At 65.7% G+C, this 15133-nt stretch carries 10 protein-coding genes and 1 pseudogene; 4 read left to right on the top strand and 7 right to left on the bottom strand.

What is annotated here, in order from left to right; all coding sequences use genetic code 11:
* The 3 genes and pseudogenes from HUK82_RS01125 to HUK82_RS01135 all read right to left on the bottom strand — a co-directional run.
* A pseudogene (locus HUK82_RS01125) lies at positions 1–501 on the bottom strand (energy transducer TonB); the annotation flags it as partial.
* A 123-nt stretch (positions 502–624) separates the two neighbouring features.
* A complete protein-coding gene (locus tag HUK82_RS01130) occupies positions 625–1410 on the bottom strand; it encodes an alpha/beta fold hydrolase (RefSeq protein WP_176612191.1) in 786 nt (261 codons plus the stop codon).
* Positions 1411–1429: 19 nt separating this feature from the next.
* On the bottom strand, positions 1430–2467 hold the full coding sequence (locus tag HUK82_RS01135; RefSeq protein WP_373318259.1) for an NAD(P)H-quinone oxidoreductase: 1038 nt from the start codon (positions 2465–2467) through the stop codon (positions 1430–1432).
* Positions 2468–2631: 164 nt separating this feature from the next.
* Here HUK82_RS01135 and HUK82_RS01140 point away from each other — a divergent pair, with 164 nt between their 5' ends.
* Positions 2632–4491 (top strand): chloride channel protein, encoded by a 1860-nt coding sequence (locus HUK82_RS01140; protein ID WP_264802216.1) that lies wholly within the window; start codon positions 2632–2634, stop codon positions 4489–4491.
* Between the two features lie 106 nt (positions 4492–4597).
* Positions 4598–6349 carry a Na+/H+ antiporter gene (locus HUK82_RS01145; RefSeq protein WP_176612192.1) on the top strand — a complete coding sequence of 584 codons (1752 nt, stop codon included), beginning with the start codon at positions 4598–4600 and terminating at the stop codon, positions 6347–6349.
* Positions 6350–6378: 29 nt separating this feature from the next.
* On the opposite strand, the gene HUK82_RS01150 is transcribed toward HUK82_RS01145, so the two are convergent.
* The 4 genes from HUK82_RS01150 to HUK82_RS01165 form a co-directional block, all read right to left on the bottom strand.
* Complete coding sequence (locus tag HUK82_RS01150) at positions 6379–6636, bottom strand: hypothetical protein (protein ID WP_176612193.1); 258 nt, start codon at positions 6634–6636, stop codon at positions 6379–6381.
* 100 nt (positions 6637–6736) lie between these two features.
* Positions 6737–7804, bottom strand: a complete 1068-nt coding sequence (gene hisC, locus HUK82_RS01155; RefSeq protein ID WP_176612194.1) for a histidinol-phosphate transaminase — start codon at positions 7802–7804, stop codon at positions 6737–6739.
* 61 nt (positions 7805–7865) lie between these two features.
* Positions 7866–8363: an ankyrin repeat domain-containing protein gene (locus HUK82_RS01160; RefSeq protein WP_176612195.1), complete on the bottom strand. Its 498-nt coding sequence runs from the start codon at positions 8361–8363 to the stop codon at positions 7866–7868.
* A 67-nt stretch (positions 8364–8430) separates the two neighbouring features.
* Positions 8431–9555 (bottom strand): MBL fold metallo-hydrolase, encoded by a 1125-nt coding sequence (locus HUK82_RS01165; RefSeq protein WP_176612196.1) that lies wholly within the window; start codon positions 9553–9555, stop codon positions 8431–8433.
* 408 nt (positions 9556–9963) lie between these two features.
* Between HUK82_RS01165 and tkt the strand changes: the two genes are divergently transcribed.
* Entirely contained in the window at positions 9964–12078 is a 2115-nt protein-coding gene (gene tkt, locus HUK82_RS01170) for a transketolase (protein ID WP_176612197.1), read from the top strand.
* 123 nt (positions 12079–12201) lie between these two features.
* Positions 12202–15069 (top strand): bifunctional transaldolase/phosoglucose isomerase, encoded by a 2868-nt coding sequence (locus tag HUK82_RS01175; RefSeq protein WP_176612198.1) that lies wholly within the window; start codon positions 12202–12204, stop codon positions 15067–15069.
* Positions 15070–15133 lie beyond the last annotated feature (64 nt).

The raw sequence follows: 15133 nt of genomic DNA on the forward strand, positions 1-15133 counted from the left end.
CGGAGCGGCGGGCGAGGGCGTCGACTCCGCGCGCTGGGCATCCTGCGGGTTGTTGCTGGCCGGGTTGTCGGTCTGGGCCGAGTCGCCGCCGGCTTGATCGGTCGACTGCGGGCCAGCCAGGCCGCTGCGGGACGGGGGCGCGGTGAACATCATTTCGACCGGCTGGGCGTCGGGCGCGTATTGGCTGCCCTGCTGCTTGTGGTGTGCCGCCGCCATGAGCGCCGCCGCGAGCAGGGCACTGTGCAGGATCGTCGATCCTACCAGAACGGACGAGATCCCGGGATCTTCCAGCGTTTGCGGACGGATAAGCGGGATCGTCGCGCCCTTGACGCGCCGATAGAACGGCGGCTGCGCGACGGGCACCGGGCGCAGGCCCTCCCGCCGATTGTCGTCGGGTGCGGGACGGGGCGCGCGGGGGTCCTGAGCGGCGCTGGGAGGCGCGTAGAGAAGCGGCTCCCGCGCGATGTCGGGTCGCATGATCGGCTTGCGTCTCGCCATCATCAGGGGCCGGGAGTCTCCGGGTGCTCGCCAGCGGCGAAATTCGCGATGCCACACTGTGCGGCACGACCTTGGGGGCGTCAATCGTGTCGGTCGTCTTACGTCCGGCAACACGTTCTACGACAATTAATACTTTGACACAAAGCCCTCAAGCAGCTCGGAAAAACGGGCCGGGTTCTCGACGTGCAGCCAGTGCCCGGCTCTTTCGATCATCTGCAGCTCGTAATGCGGGAACAGCCGACGCATGACCGCATAATGCTCGCTCCGGATATAGGGCGAGTTCGCACCCGCCAGAAACAGGGTCGGCCCCGGATAGGAAAATCCTTCCGGAATGTAGGGCCAGCTTTCGATATTCGGGATCGATTCCACGATCTCCCGCAGTCCGATGATCCAGCCCGGACTGTCGCCCAGCCGTATGTTCTGAAGCATCAGGGCGCGTACGTCCGCGTTCGGTATCTCGGGTGCCAGAAGGGCGTCCGCCTCCGCCCGGTTCAGATAGGAGGGGAAATCGATATCGAGCATCATCTGGCCCAGCGCGAACTGGCCGTGGCCGGTACGGGCGGGCGGGATATCGGCCACCAGCAGAGAATGGACGAACTCCGGACTGTTGAGTGCCAGCGTCATCGCGGCCTTCCCGCCCATGGAGTGCCCGACCACGATAGCGGGCAGCGCGTCGTGATGGGACAGGGTTTCCACCAGGTCGAAGGCCATGGCGGTGTAGTCCATCAGACCGTGAGGGCTGTCGCCATGATTACGCAGGTCCACCGCCAGCGTGCGCCGCGTCCTGGCCAGACGACGCTGGAAATAGCCGAGATTGCGGGCCCGTCCGAACAGGCCATGGAGCAGCACCACCGGTGGCAGGAGCGGATCGGCACCATCCGGCGGGCCTTTTTCGATCACATTGAGCAGCAAGCGGGCGGCTACCTTTCGATCAGGGGCTGAGCGTGAGCATGATTTTCCCGGCGTGGCTGCCCGAATCCATAAGCGCGTGGGCGTCCGCGACATCGGCAAGCGGGAAGAGCTGCGCGATCAGGGGTTTGATGGTTCCGCTGGTCAGCAACGGCCACACTTTTTCGCGCAGTTGTCGCGCGACCTCGGCCTTGTAGGCCGCTGGCCGGGGGCGCAACGCGCTGCCCGTCACATGCAGCCTGCGCGTCAGGAAGCCGCTCAGCGGAACCGTCTCCGCTTTCGCGCCACCCTGCAGGGCGATGATGACCAGCCGTCCGTCGACCGCGAGGCTGCGCAGGTTACGCTCGAAGTAGCTTCCGCCGATCATGTCGAGGATGATGTCCATCCCGTCGCCGCCGCTCAGTGCCGCCGTGCGCTCGACGAAATCCTCGGTTCGGTAATTGATGGCTTCCTGCGCGCCGAGCGACACGCACAGCGTGCACTTCTCGTCCGTACCGGCGGTCACGAACGGCACCGCGCCAAAGGCCCGGGCAAGCTGGATCGCCACCGTGCCGATGCCGCTCGCCCCTCCGTGAACGAGGACGCGATCGCCGGCCTTCAGGCCAGCGGTCATGAAGAGGTTCGACCAGACCGTGAAAAACGTCTCCGGCAGACTGGCGGCGCGCACCGCGTCATAGCCGCTCGGCCATGGCAGGCACTGACCGGCCGGCACGGCGCAGAACGCCGCATAACCGCCGCCGTTGGTCAGTGCGCACACCCGATCGCCGGGGACGAGACCGTGGGGTGCGTCCGCGCGTTGCGGCCCGACGGCCACGACCTCGCCCGCGATCTCCAGTCCGAGAAGCGGACTGGCACCCGGTGGCGGTGGATACAGCCCCTTGCGCTGCATCACGTCGGGACGGTTCACGCCGGCGGCCAGCACGCGGACCAGGACCTCGCCCGCCTGAGGCTCCGGCCGGGGCGCGGAGCCCAGTCGCATCACCTCCGGCCCACCGGCACCATCGAGAATCACGGCCTGCATGTCGGACGGAGCGTGTGCCGCGGGGGAGGGGTCGGCCATGGCGATCGGGGCTCCTGACAACGCGGGGTGGCAGACTTGTGTAAGGGCGCCATGCGCATGACGCACGGGCTGTGCGGGTATGACGCGCCGATATGCGCCGCGTTGCTTCCCTTAATGCCTGCGCTCCGCTATGGCCATGGAGAAGCGACAGGAAACGCCACCGCGTGTCTTCACATCTGCCCGAACTGCTGGCCAGCCGCATGCGGCGCGTCGTTGCCGACGGTTGCCTGTGGCCCGGATTGCGCCACGTCTGGCAGCGCGCGTCGCGGTGGCCAAACCGTGTTTTGCACGCCCCGCGCCACCTGCGCGCTCTGGTTCGTGCCGATGAAATCTGGCTGTCGGTTCTGGCCGCGTTTGTCGGCGGTGCCTCGGGTCTGTGTGTCGTGGCGATGAACCGTTCGTCACTGCTGCTGCACCGTCTGTTGTTCGCGCTTGATAACAATGGCCGCCTGTCGGGTCTCGAATGGGTCGATCCGGTGCGCGCCGTGGCCGTTCCCGCTGTGGGGGGTGTCGTCTTCGGGCTTGTCACGCTGGCGCTGTCCCGGTTCGTCGCCGCGCGCCCGGTCGATCCGATCGAGGCCAATGCCCTTTATGGCGGCCGCATGGCGATGCGCGAATCGGCCATCCTGTCCGGCCAGACAGTTTTGTCCAACGGCGTCGGGGCGTCCGTCGGGCTGGAGGCCGGCTACACCCAGATTTCATCGTCCATCGGATCGTGGGTGGGGCAGTTGTTCCGAACCCGGAAAGAGGATCTTCGTGTCCTGGTCGGGTGCGGCGCTGCTGGCGCGATCGGGGCGGCCTTCGATGCGCCCCTGGCCGGCGCGTTCTACGCCTTTGAACTGGTGATCGGCACCTACGCGCTGGTCACGCTGGCCCCGGTCGCGATGGCCTCGATCTCGGCGATCGGGGTCGTTCACCTGTTGAACAGCGCGTCGGAGCCTCTGGTTGTCGACACGCCCTTCGTGATCCCGCTGCGGGCCTATCCGGCTCTCTCGGCGCTGGCGGTGCTGTGTGCGTTGGTCGGGATCGCGATTATGTACATGGTGACGGTGTCGGAAGGGGCGTTCCGTCGCTCCCGGCTGCCGGTGTGGTTACGACCGGGCGTGGGCGGCCTGATCGTCGGCTCGATGGCTCTGATCACGCCGAGCGTGCTTTCGGCCGGACATTCGGCGATGCGGGTGGGTTTCGACGGGGCCCTGCCGACCAGCACGGCCGCCGAGTTCCTGGTGCTCAAGGCGATCGCGTCCTGCGCCTCGATCGGTGCCGGTTTCCGCGGGGGCCTGTTCTTCGCGTCGCTCTATCTCGGCTCGTTGACCGGGGCGGTGTTCGGCGGCGTGCTGGCGATGGCCGGGTCGTCGACGCTGAGCGTCGCCACCTGTGCGGTCGTCGGCATGGGGGCACTGGCGGTCGCGGTGATCGGCGGCCCCATGACGATGGTCTTCCTGACGCTTGAGACGACCGGCAATCTGCCGCTGACGTCTGCTGTGCTGGTCGCGGCCGTGATCTCGTCGCTGACGGTGCGGCGGACCTTCGGGTATTCCTTCGCGACGTGGCGATTCCACCTGCGGGGCGAGGCCATCCGCTCCGCGGTCGATATCAGCTGGATCCGCACGCTGAATGTCGGACGCATGATGCGCGAGCCTGGGGTCGTCCTGTCGCCCGAGACAACCGTCCTGCGGGCACGGGCGAAATACCCGCTCGGCGCCGTGGCGCGGCTGATCCTGGCGGACGAGGGGGGGCGTTACCGGGGACTTGTCAACATATCGGACCTGCATGCCGCCGCGACGGCCGCCGATGCCGTCCTGGGCGACATCGCGCATCATCCGGCGACGGTCCTGACGCAGCAGATGAACGTGCGCGACGCGATCAGCGCCTTCGAGAACGAGGAATGCGATGCGCTGGTCGTCGTCGATTCCATACAAAGCGGCCGCGTGGTCGGACTGCTGACCGAACAGCACGCGCTGCGGCGCTATGCGCAGGAGCTTGACCGGACACGGCGTTCACTGGCCGGGGAAACGCGCTGAGGGCCCGGATCGACCCGGTGGCGGCCGGGAAGGGGTTTTCGTCGCAAGGGTTCTGGTCCATGCAAACAGCATCGGACACACCGTCCCACGGTCGAAAAACGGATCCATGGCCCTTCTGAACCAGACCCTGTGCCTGTTGCTGCTCTGCGCCGTGGCGGGGCTGCTGGGACGCATCCGTCGCCTGCCTGTGCCGCTGCCGCTGATCCAGATCCTCGCAGGGATCGTGGCGGCGCTGCTGGGCTTTCACGTCGCGCTCGATCCTGCATTGTTCATGGTGCTGTTCCTGCCGCCCCTGCTGTTCTCCGACGCGTTTCGGATGCCGCTGCGGGAATTCTCGCAGTTGAAGGTGTCGATTTTCTCGCTCGCGTTTGGCGTGGTGCTGATCAGCACCGTCCTGTGCGGCTATGCGGTTCACTGGATCCTGCCGGCGCTCAGCCTGCCGATCTGCTTTACCCTGGCCGCGGCGCTGTCGCCCACCGACACGATCGCCGTCTCGTCGTTGCTGTCGGGGCGAAAACTGCCGGCGCGCCTGATCCATATCCTGTCGGGCGAGGCCCTGTTCAACGATGCCTCAGGACTGGTGTGCTTTCGTGTCGCCTCGGTCGCGGCGATGACGGGCGTGTTTTCATACCGGCAGGCATTGTGGGCATTCGCGCTGCTCTCGCTTGGCGGGGTTGCGATCGGCGTGGCGATGGCGCTGGCGGCGGCATGGGCGGAGCGCATGATCGTGCGTCTCGGGCTTGACGAGGCCCCGCTTCAGATCACGACCATGACCCTGCTCCCGTTCGGCATCTATATCGCTGCCGACTCACTGCACTGTTCGGGTATTCTGGCCACCGTCGCGGGCTGCATGACACTGAAGCTCTCGGGGGTGCTGCACGAGGCACCCACCGTGACCCGCCTGCAGGGCGGCGTGATCTGGGACCTGATCGGCTATCTGTTCAACGCGCTGATTTTCGTGCTGCTCGGTCTTCAGATGCCCGCGTTGCTCAGCCAGGGGCTGGATCTGGCGCATCACTCGGGGGCGACGGGTCTGGCGTTGGCGGGTCTGGTGTGCGCCGTCTTCGCGATCATGCTTGTGGTGCGGTTCGCCGGGATCTGGCTGACGGTGCTGGAACGCGTGATCGGCGAGCGTCTGCGTGGGCGCCGCGCCATTGTGCCGAGCCTCGGGGCGTCTCTGCTGCTGACGGTGGCCGGGGTGCGGGGGGCGGTGACGCTGGCCGCCGTGCTGTCTCTGCCGATGGCCGGTGATGCGGGGGACGCCTTTCCCGCCCGTGGATTGCTGATCGTCGTCGCGGCGGGCGTGATCGTTGTGTCGCTGCTGGTCGCCAGCGTGACCCTGCCGCTGCTGGCCCGGATGATCCCCTCGCCCGCGGATGACCCGATCCAGCGGGAGGAGGAGCGGGCGAGGGCGGCTCTGCTGCGGACGGCCTTGCGGGTCCTGCGCAAGGAGCAGGCCGGTATCGTGCCGGCGGCGGGTGGAAAGGCGGACGAGCTGCGCCTGGAAATCGTGGCGCGCCTCATGCAGCTCTACCAGAACCGCCTTGATCAGACGGGCGAGGACGCCGCGGCCGCCCCCTCGATCCGGGTTACGGCGCTGCGGCGCGAACGGCTGGAACTGGCGCTACGGCTGACGCTGCTGCGTGCCCAGCGGCATGAACTCAAGGTCCTGCACGCGGCCCAGTATATCAACGACGAATCAGAATGGGCGATGCAGCAGGAGCTGGACGTCGAAGAATCCCTGCTGCGGCGCCGCAGCCGCAGGCTTCCGCACGAGGTGCCCGCGAGTGCTGGCGCGGAGGCACCGCCTGTCACAGGCCCCGTCACCATGCCGGTCACGGATGGCATGATCGGCTGATCCTGTGCCCCGGGAGCGGAAGGGCGCGATCAGAGGACCCGGATGGTGTTGCGGCGCGGACGCTGACGCGGCTCCGTCTTGGGCGCGGACGATTTCAGCACCGGCGCGGCGCGGAGTTCGGCCTCGAGCTGCACGATGCGCTTGGTCATGCTCTCGCGCAGGGCGGGCGCCGTGTGGCTCTTCATGCCCGCCAGTGTCTCCTTGAGGGTACGAAGCTGCTTCTGCTTTTCCTCCATCGTACGGCGGATGGGCTGGTTATCGGAAAGCTGGCCGTGAATGGAACGCATGATCTCTGTCCAGTTAGTCGCAGGAAAAAACAGCTCACGGGTCGCACCCCCTGATCGGAGGTTCCACCCGTGAGCCGGCAAAGGGAGACGCGCAGGCGCCTCAGGCGTTACGCGTCAGGAGCGTGCCCAACGTGTCGAGCAGGCGCGCGCACTGCGCCTCGGTGCCGACGCTGATGCGCAGCCAGTCACGGATCCGCTCCGCGCTGAAATGGCGCACGATGATCGCGTGCTCCCGCAGGGCACGGGCCAGTTCGGCGGCATTCCGGTCAGGATGCCGGGCGAATACGAAGTTCGCCGTGGACGGCAGAACGTCGAAGCCCAGTCGGGCAAGGCCCTGGTCGAGTTGCCCGCGCGCGGCCACCACTTTGTCCGCCGTGTCGCGCAGCCAGGCTTCGTCCTCGATCGCAGCCTGTGCTCCGACGAGCGCCAGCCGGTCGAGCGGGTATGAATTGAAGCTGTCCTTGACGCGCGTCAAGCCCTCGATCAGCGGAGCCTGCCCTATCGCATACCCGACCCGCAGGCCCGCAAGGGCGCGCGACTTCGACAGGGTGTGAATCACCAGAAGATTGGGATAGTCGCGCACCAGAGGCACCGCGCTTTCGGCGCCGAAATCGACATAAGCTTCGTCGATCACGACCGGGCAGTCGGGATGGCGGTCCAGCAATGCCCGGATGGACGCGCGGGGAAGCGCGATCCCGGTCGGCGCGTTCGGGTTGGCGAGGATGATCGCGCCGCACGGCCGGTCATACGCGGCCAGATCGACCTCGAACCGCTCGGTCAGCGGTATCGCCTCATAGGTGATGCCGAACAGGCGGCAATACACGGGATAGAAGCTGTAGGTGACATCGGGGAACAGCAGCGGCGCGTCGTGACGCAGGAGGGCCGCGAAGACGTGCGCCAGAACCTCGTCCGAACCGTTGCCGACAAATACCTCCGGGACATCGACCCCATATGCCTTGGCAATGCTCTGACGCAGCGTCAGAGCGGTTGGATCGGGATAGAGCCGCAACGTGTCGTCGGTCGCCGCGCGTATGGCGTCGAGCACGCGGGGCGAGGGACCGTAGGGTGACTCGTTGGTGTTGAGTTTCAGAAGATCGGCCACGCGCGGCTGTTCGCCGGGCACGTACGGCTCCAGCGCATGGACGGAGGGGCTCCAGAATCGGCTCATCGCGGCAAAGGCTCCAGGGCCATGCACGGAATGCGGCATGGCGGCAAAAGGGTCGTGGGCATCAGTCGCGATGACCGATAAGCGCGGACAGGCCCTGACGATGCGCGATATCGCGCGCGGAATGACCCTCGCCGTCCTTGAGGTCCAGATTCGCGCCATGGTCGATCAGCACGCGCGCCATCTCGTCCCGGCCGAACATCAACGCGAACATCAGCGGCGTGCGGCCCATGTCGTTGGCCGCGTCCACGGCCGCGCCGCCGTCGAGCAACGCACGCGCGATCTCGACATACCCCTTGAACGCGACGCCCCCGAGCGCCGTGGCGCCCTTGGCGTCGCGCAGGTCGACCTGCGCGCCGCGCTCGAGCAGCAGGCGCACGGCCTCAAGCTGCTCGTTGTAGGCCGCGAGCAAAAGGGCGCAGTAGCCGCGTGAATCGCGCACGTCGGGCGACAGACCGGCATCGAGAAACGCCGAGAGAAGGTCGACTTGCCCGTCGCGTGCGGCGTCGAGGAACAGGGCTTCGATCTGCTCGCGACTATAGGCCGGCGCGCGGTCGGTCATGGGTGGCTCCTGTCGGTGGGAACGGGTGGCGCAGCCTACCGCACCTTGCCGCGAAGGGCGAGGGGCGTCAGTCCGTGACGGGGCTCTCGAGGTCGAGGCGTGATGGTGCGTCACCCGTCTCCGCCCGTCGGCCGAACGACCTGACCGTGCCCTGCGGAAGGGGGGCGAAGCGGGCCGGGTCGTGGCCGGCCGCCACGCAGGCGGCGTGCAGGCGTGTAAGCGGCTCCCCGATCGGCTCGTCCGTCAGCTGAAACGTGCCGTAATGCATCGGCACGGCGCGATGCGGTGCAAGGGACGAAAATGCCTCCACGGCCTCCTCGGGGTTTACATGCACCGCGCGCATCAATGTCCTTGGGTCGTAGGCACCCACCGGCAAGAGGGCCAGGTCGGGCTGGCCGAGACGTTCACGAATCCAGCGCCAGTGGGCGCCGTGGCCGGAGTCGCCGGCGAAGACGATCGACGGCGCGTGGGGGGTGTGGCGATCGGGCGCGATGAAAAACCCGCCCCACAGGGCCCGGTTACGGTCGAATGGCGTGCGCGCGGACCCGTGTCGTGCTGGAGTCGCCGTTATGATCAGGTCGTGCAGGGCGATGCTCTCCCACCAGTCGCGCTCAACGATTCGGCGCAGGCCTGCCTTGCGGATGTGGCGCGCGTTCCCCGTCAGTGTGACGACCGCCGGGTCGTCCCGACGGGCAATGGCACCCAGACTCGGCAGGTCCAGATGGTCATAGTGACAGTGCGAGACCAGAATCAGGTCGATCGGCGGCAGTTCGGCCAACGTACGTCCCGGCGGCCGATGGCGACGTGGCCCCCAGGACCGGAACGGGGAGCAGCGCAGTGAGAAGACCGGGTCGGTGATGATCGTGAAGGGCGGTCGCCCGCGTCGCCCAACCCTCAGCAGGAACGTCGCGTGCCCGATGAAGGTGACGTCGACGTGCCCGGCGGCGGGCTGGGCGTGCGGATCGCCCTGCGGCATCGGGTCGATCAGCCAGTCCGGCCAGCGCGGACGCGCTCGCATCTGCCAGCGTACAATGGCGCGCGTCCTGGCGAGGGTGGAGCGGTGCTGCGACGGCGTCTGTGCCTCCGGTTCGGCGGGTCGCTCCGGGAGGCGCATGGAGGCCGGATTGAAAAAACGCCTGCCATCGTAATGGACCGCGAGGGCGGCGGGATCAGGGCCGTCGGACACTGTCATCGTTAAGGGTTCTCCATCTTGGCCCGGCACGTGGCTGCATCGCAAGCATGCAATGACAGCGCATGTCGCGGAAAAAGGGCGCCTTCGTGGCAGCCTTGCGCGGAAATCGCGGTTTGCCGCCTGTGTTCCGGAATCGCAACGGTCGAGAACTCGTGATGAAGGAGCCCATGGCACAAACCGGACGAGAGGCGTTGAATACCCAACTGACAACGCCGTTCAACGACTTGCCGCCTGCGGGAGGTCGTGAGAATGTGCGGCGGCTTGTTCGGGTCGCTCCAGTCCTTCCGTCAGCCCGCTTCGCCTTGTCGGTCCACGACCTAATTGGATCGATTTCATTGGCGGTTTTCCGGGCGCGATGGCGAGGTGCGGTGTGGACGGGCCACTACAGCCAAGGAGGCCGGTATTCTGATGCGTTCACCATTCACGTCATTGACCCATGCACCCGAGGGATCGGGAGGCGGTGCTGCCGTCGGTATCGACAAGCTCTGCATCGATACGATCCGCACCCTGTCGATGGACGGCGTTCAGAAGGCCAATTCGGGTCATCCCGGCACGGCGATGGCGCTGGCCCCGGTCACCTACGCGCTGTGGCAGGACGTGCTGAAATATGACCCGGCCAACCCGCTCTGGCCCGGACGCGACCGCTTCGTGCTGTCCATCGGACATGCCTCGATGCTGATCTACTCGATGATCTATCTGACCGGCGTGCGCGACGTGAAGGGCGGCACGGTCCTGAGTTCCCCTTCGTTGACGATCGACGACCTGAAACAGTTCCGTCAGCTCGATTCCAAGACGCCGGGCCATCCGGAATACCATCACACCGCCGGCGTGGAGACGACGACTGGCCCCCTCGGGCAGGGTTGCGGTAACTCGGTCGGCATGGCGATGGCGCAGAAGTGGCTGGCCGAGCGCTACAATAAGCCGGGCTACGACCTGTTCGACTATCACGTGTACACCCTCTGCGGTGACGGCGACATGATGGAAGGTGTCGCTTCCGAGGCGGCCTCGACCGCCGCCCACCTCAAGCTGGGCAACCTGACATGGATTTACGATTCGAACCGGATCTCCATCGAAGGGTCGACCGATCTGGCGCTGACCGAAGACGTGGCCAAGCGGTTCGAGGCCTACGGCTGGCACACGTCGGTTGTCACCGATGCCAACGACGTCGCTGACTTCAAGGCCAAGCTTGAGGAAGCGCGCGCGATCACGGACCGTCCGAGCTTCATTCTGGTGCACAGCGTCATCGGCTGGGGCGCCCCGCACAAGGCCGGCACGGCACACGCCCACGGCGAGCCCTTGGGCGTGGACGAGATCAAGGGTGCGAAGAAGGCCTATGGCTGGCCGGAAGATCAGGATTTCTATGTTCCCGACGGCGTTCTGGAGCACTTCCAGGCCGGTATCGGCGCACGCGGCGCCAAGGAGTCCAAGGCCTGGCAGGAGAAGTTCGCCGCCTACGGGAAAGAGTATCCAGAGCTTGCGTGCGAGATCGAGCAGCTCGACAGCGTGACCCTGCCGGAAGGCTGGGACAAGGCCATTCCGACCTACGAGGCAAGCCCCAAGGGTGTTGCGTCGCGTCAGAGCTCGGGCGAGGTGCTGAACGCGATCGCGCCGAACTTCCCGTGGCTGATCGGTGGTTCGGCCGACTTGTCGCCGTCGACCAAGACCAACCTGACGTTCCAAGGCGCCGGCTCCTTCCAGCCGCCCGCATGGAACGGCACATACGGTGGCCGCAACCTGCATTTCGGTGTGCGCGAGCACGCGATGGGCTCGATCTGTAACGGTATCGCGCTGTCGGGCATTCGCCCGTACTGCTCGGGCTTCCTGATCTTCTCCGACTACATGAAGCCGCCGATCCGCCTGTCGGCCATCATGAATCTGCCAGTCCTCTACATCTTCACGCACGACTCGATCGGCGTGGGCGAGGACGGTCCGACGCATCAGCCGATCGAGCAGCTGGCACAGCTGCGTGCCACGCCGGGCGTGGTTACGGTTCGTCCGGGCGACGCCAACGAAGTCGCGGAAGCCTGGCGCACGCTGATCCCGATGACGGACATGCCGGCGGCCCTGGTGCTGAGCCGCCAGAACCTGCCGACTCTCGACCGGTCCAAGTATGCGGCGGCGTCGAACCTGGCTAAGGGCGCGTACACGCTGGCATGCTGCGGCACCCTGCCGGACGTGATCCTGATGGCGTCGGGCAGTGAGGTCAGCCTTGTCGTGGAAGCCTATGAAAAGCTTCTTGCCGAGGGTGTGAAGGTGCGTGTCGTCTCCTTCCCGTCGTTCGAATTGTTCGAGGCGCAGCCGAAGGAATACCGCGACAAGGTCCTGCCGCCGTCGGTCAAGGCCCGTGTCGCTGTCGAACAGGCATCGCCGTTCGGCTGGGATCGTTATGCCGGTAACGAGGGCGCCGTGATTGCCATGCACGGCTATGGCGCATCGGCACCCGCCGCGCTGCTTCAGAAGAAGTTCGGCTTCACGGTCGAGGCCGTGATCGAGGCCGCCAAGGCGCAGCTGGCCAAGGCCTGACGCTGCCTTCGAAGGTGCCCCGCCCCACGATGGCGGGGCACCTTCCAACAGAATTTCCGCGGTTGCGCGAACGGGGTATACCCCGCCGGCATCGCGATGTTTCAGTCAAGACGGAGCATAACCATGAACGTCGTGCACAAGACCGGCGCTTCGGGTGTCGGTAACCCGCTGCAGCAACTGGCGCAGTACGGGCAGTCGCCCTGGCTCGATTTCATCCAGCGATCCTATACCGAGAACGGCAGCCTGAAAAAGCTGGTGGATGAAGACGGCCTGAAAGGCGTTACGTCCAATCCGGCCATTTTCGAGAAGGCGATGGGTCACGGTACGGATTACGATGCCCAGATCAAATCGCTTCTGGCCAGCAGCATCCTGTCACCGGGCGAGTTGTACGAGACGCTCGCCATCGATGATATCAAGGCCGCGACCAAGGTCCTCTACCCGGTGTATGAGACGACCAAGGGCATCGACGGCTATGTCAGCCTCGAGGTATCGCCGTACCTTGCGTTTGATACCGAGGGCACGGTCGAGGAAGCGCGTCGCCTGTGGAAGGCCGTCGGCGCGAAGAACCTGATGATCAAAATCCCCGGCACGAAGCAGGGCGCGCCTGCGGTCCGCACCGTGATCTCCGAAGGTCTGAGCATCAACGTCACGCTTCTGTTCGCGCTTGATGCCTACAAGGCGGTTCTCGAGGCGTATATTGCGGGTCTGGAAGATCGTCTGGCGAAGGGCGAGCCGGTGTCGGGCATCGCCTCGGTCGCATCGTTCTTCGTCAGCCGCATTGACGGCAAGATCGACGGCGCGATCGACAAGCGTGTCGCGGCCGGTGACAAGGATGCCGATGCCCTGAAGGCGCTGCGCGGCAAGGTTGCGATCGCCAACGCGAAGGTGGCCTATCAGCATTACCTCGACGTGGTCGCCAGCCCGCGCTGGAAAAAGCTGGCCGACGCCGGCGCGCAGCCTCAGCGCCTGCTGTGGGCGTCGACGGGCACCAAGGACAAGGCCTACAGCGACGTGCTGTATGTCGACGAACTGATCGGCGCGGACACGGTCAACACCATTCCGCCGGCGACCTTTGACGCGTTCCGCGACCACGGCACGGCCAGCGAGACGCTGACCAAAGACGTGGACGCCGCCCGCACCGTTCTGGCCGAGGCCGAGCGCCTGGGTCTCGATCTGGCCGGGGTCACGCAGACGCTGGTGACCGAGGGTTGTGCGTCGTTCGAGGATGCGTTCGACGCGCTTCTCGGCTCGGTGGCGGCGAAGCAGGCGGCGCTGCTTGGTGACACGCTGATCTCGCAGACCGTCGACCTGCCGGCCGACATTGAAGCGGCCTACAAGGCTGAGCTGGACTCCTGGCGCAAGGCAGGCACGGTGCGCAAGCTGTGGGCCAAAGACGCCTCCGTCTGGACCGGCAAGGACGAGGGCAAGTGGCTGAAGTGGCTCGATATCGTCGAGGACCGTCTCGGTGATCTCAGCGCTCTGGAGGCGTTCCAGGCCGAGGTGAAGGCGCGCGGTTTTACCGACGTTCTTCTGTTGGGTATGGGCGGATCAAGCCTTGGTCCGGAGGTGTTCTCCGAGACGTTCGGCCAGATCTCCGGTTTTCCGAAGCTGCACGTTCTGGACAGCACGGATCCTCAGCAGGTGGTGAGCTACGAGAAAGCCGTTGACCTGTCGAAGACCCTGTTCATTGTGTCGTCCAAGTCTGGCGGCACGCTGGAGCCAAACATCCTCAAGGCCTATTTCTACGAGGCCGCGAAGAAGGTTGTCGGCGACAAGGTCGGATCGCACTTCGTAGCCGTAACCGATCCGGGCTCCCATATGGAGCAGGTCGCGAAACAGGATGGCTTCTGGAAGATCTTTTACGGCGAGAAGCAGATCGGCGGCCGGTATTCGGTGCTGTCGAACTTCGGCATCGTTCCGGCCGCTGCGGCGGGCTACGATGTCAAAGGTCTGCTTGAGTCCGCCCAGTATGGTGTGAAGGCGAGTGCCGCCAGCGTGCCGGCGACGCTGAATCCGGGTGTGCAGCTTGGCGCATTCATGGGTGTCAGTGCGACGAAGTTTGGCCGTGACAAGGTCACGATCATCGCCTCGCACAAGATCTACGACGTCGGCGCATGGCTGGAACAGCTTTTGGCGGAGTCGACCGGCAAGATCGGCAAGGGTGTGATCCCGTTCGATGGTGAAAAGACCGGAGAGCCGTCGGTCTATGGTTCCGACCGCGTGTTCGCCTACCTGCGTCTCAACGCCGATCCGTGCCCGAAGCAGGAAGCGCACGTCAAGGCGCTGATCGCGGCTGGCCAGCCAGTGGTGACGATCGGATTGAGCGACGAAAAGCAGATCGCCCAGGTGTTCTTCCAGTGGGAGATCGCGACGGCGGTGGCGGGCTCGATCCTCGGGATTGACCCGTTCGACCAGCCGGACGTCGAGGCGTCCAAGATCGAGACGCGCAAGCTTACCGATGCTTATAACCAGACGGGTAGCCTGCCCGCCGAAAGCGCGTTTGCCACCGATGGCAATTTTGCCTTCTTCGCGGACGCGGCGAATCAGTCCACGCTGAAGGGTGGCGACACCGCCGCGATCCTGAAGGCGCATTTCGACAAGGTGAAAGCCGGCGACTATGTCGGCATCCTTGCGTATATCGAGCGCGATCAGGCGACGCGCGACTGGATCCATACGCTCCAGACGCAGATCCGCGACGCGAAGAAGGTCGCTACGGCGGGACAGTTCGGCCCCCGTTTCCTGCATTCGACGGGCCAGGACTACAAGGGCGGCCCCAACAGCGGCGTCTTCCTGCAGATCACGGCCGATGACATCGCTGACGTTGCCGTGCCGGGCGAGAAATACACGTTCGGCGTGGTCAAGGCGGCGCAGGCGCGTGGTGATTTTGACGTTCTCGCCGAGCGGGGACGTCGCGCGCTTCGGGTGCATATCAAGGGCGACCTGAAAACGGGCCTTGATACCCTGGCCAAGGCCATCCTCGCAGCAGTCTGACCGACGCCATACCTCCCGCTTCGGCGGGAGGCTTTTTTTAGTATCGCGCGTGCGAGCATCGCCG

The organism is Ameyamaea chiangmaiensis, assembly GCF_013376175.1.
GTDB lineage: Bacteria > Pseudomonadota > Alphaproteobacteria > Acetobacterales > Acetobacteraceae > Ameyamaea > Ameyamaea chiangmaiensis.

Excerpts from the sequence above, each read along its gene's own strand:
- HUK82_RS01160 (WP_176612195.1), bottom strand. The coding sequence starts at position 8,363 with ATGACCGACCGCGCGCCGGCCTATAGTCGCGAGCAGATCGAAGCCCTG.
- HUK82_RS01135 (WP_373318259.1), bottom strand. The coding sequence starts at position 2,467 with ATGGCCGACCCCTCCCCCGCGGCACACGCTCCGTCCGACATGCAGGCC.
- HUK82_RS01175 (WP_176612198.1), top strand. The coding sequence starts at position 12,202 with ATGAACGTCGTGCACAAGACCGGCGCTTCGGGTGTCGGTAACCCGCTG.
- HUK82_RS01150 (WP_176612193.1), bottom strand. The coding sequence starts at position 6,636 with ATGCGTTCCATTCACGGCCAGCTTTCCGATAACCAGCCCATCCGCCGT.
- tkt (WP_176612197.1), top strand. The coding sequence starts at position 9,964 with ATGCGTTCACCATTCACGTCATTGACCCATGCACCCGAGGGATCGGGA.
- HUK82_RS01165 (WP_176612196.1), bottom strand. The coding sequence starts at position 9,555 with ATGACAGTGTCCGACGGCCCTGATCCCGCCGCCCTCGCGGTCCATTAC.
- HUK82_RS01145 (WP_176612192.1), top strand. The coding sequence starts at position 4,598 with ATGGCCCTTCTGAACCAGACCCTGTGCCTGTTGCTGCTCTGCGCCGTG.
- hisC (WP_176612194.1), bottom strand. The coding sequence starts at position 7,804 with ATGAGCCGATTCTGGAGCCCCTCCGTCCATGCGCTGGAGCCGTACGTG.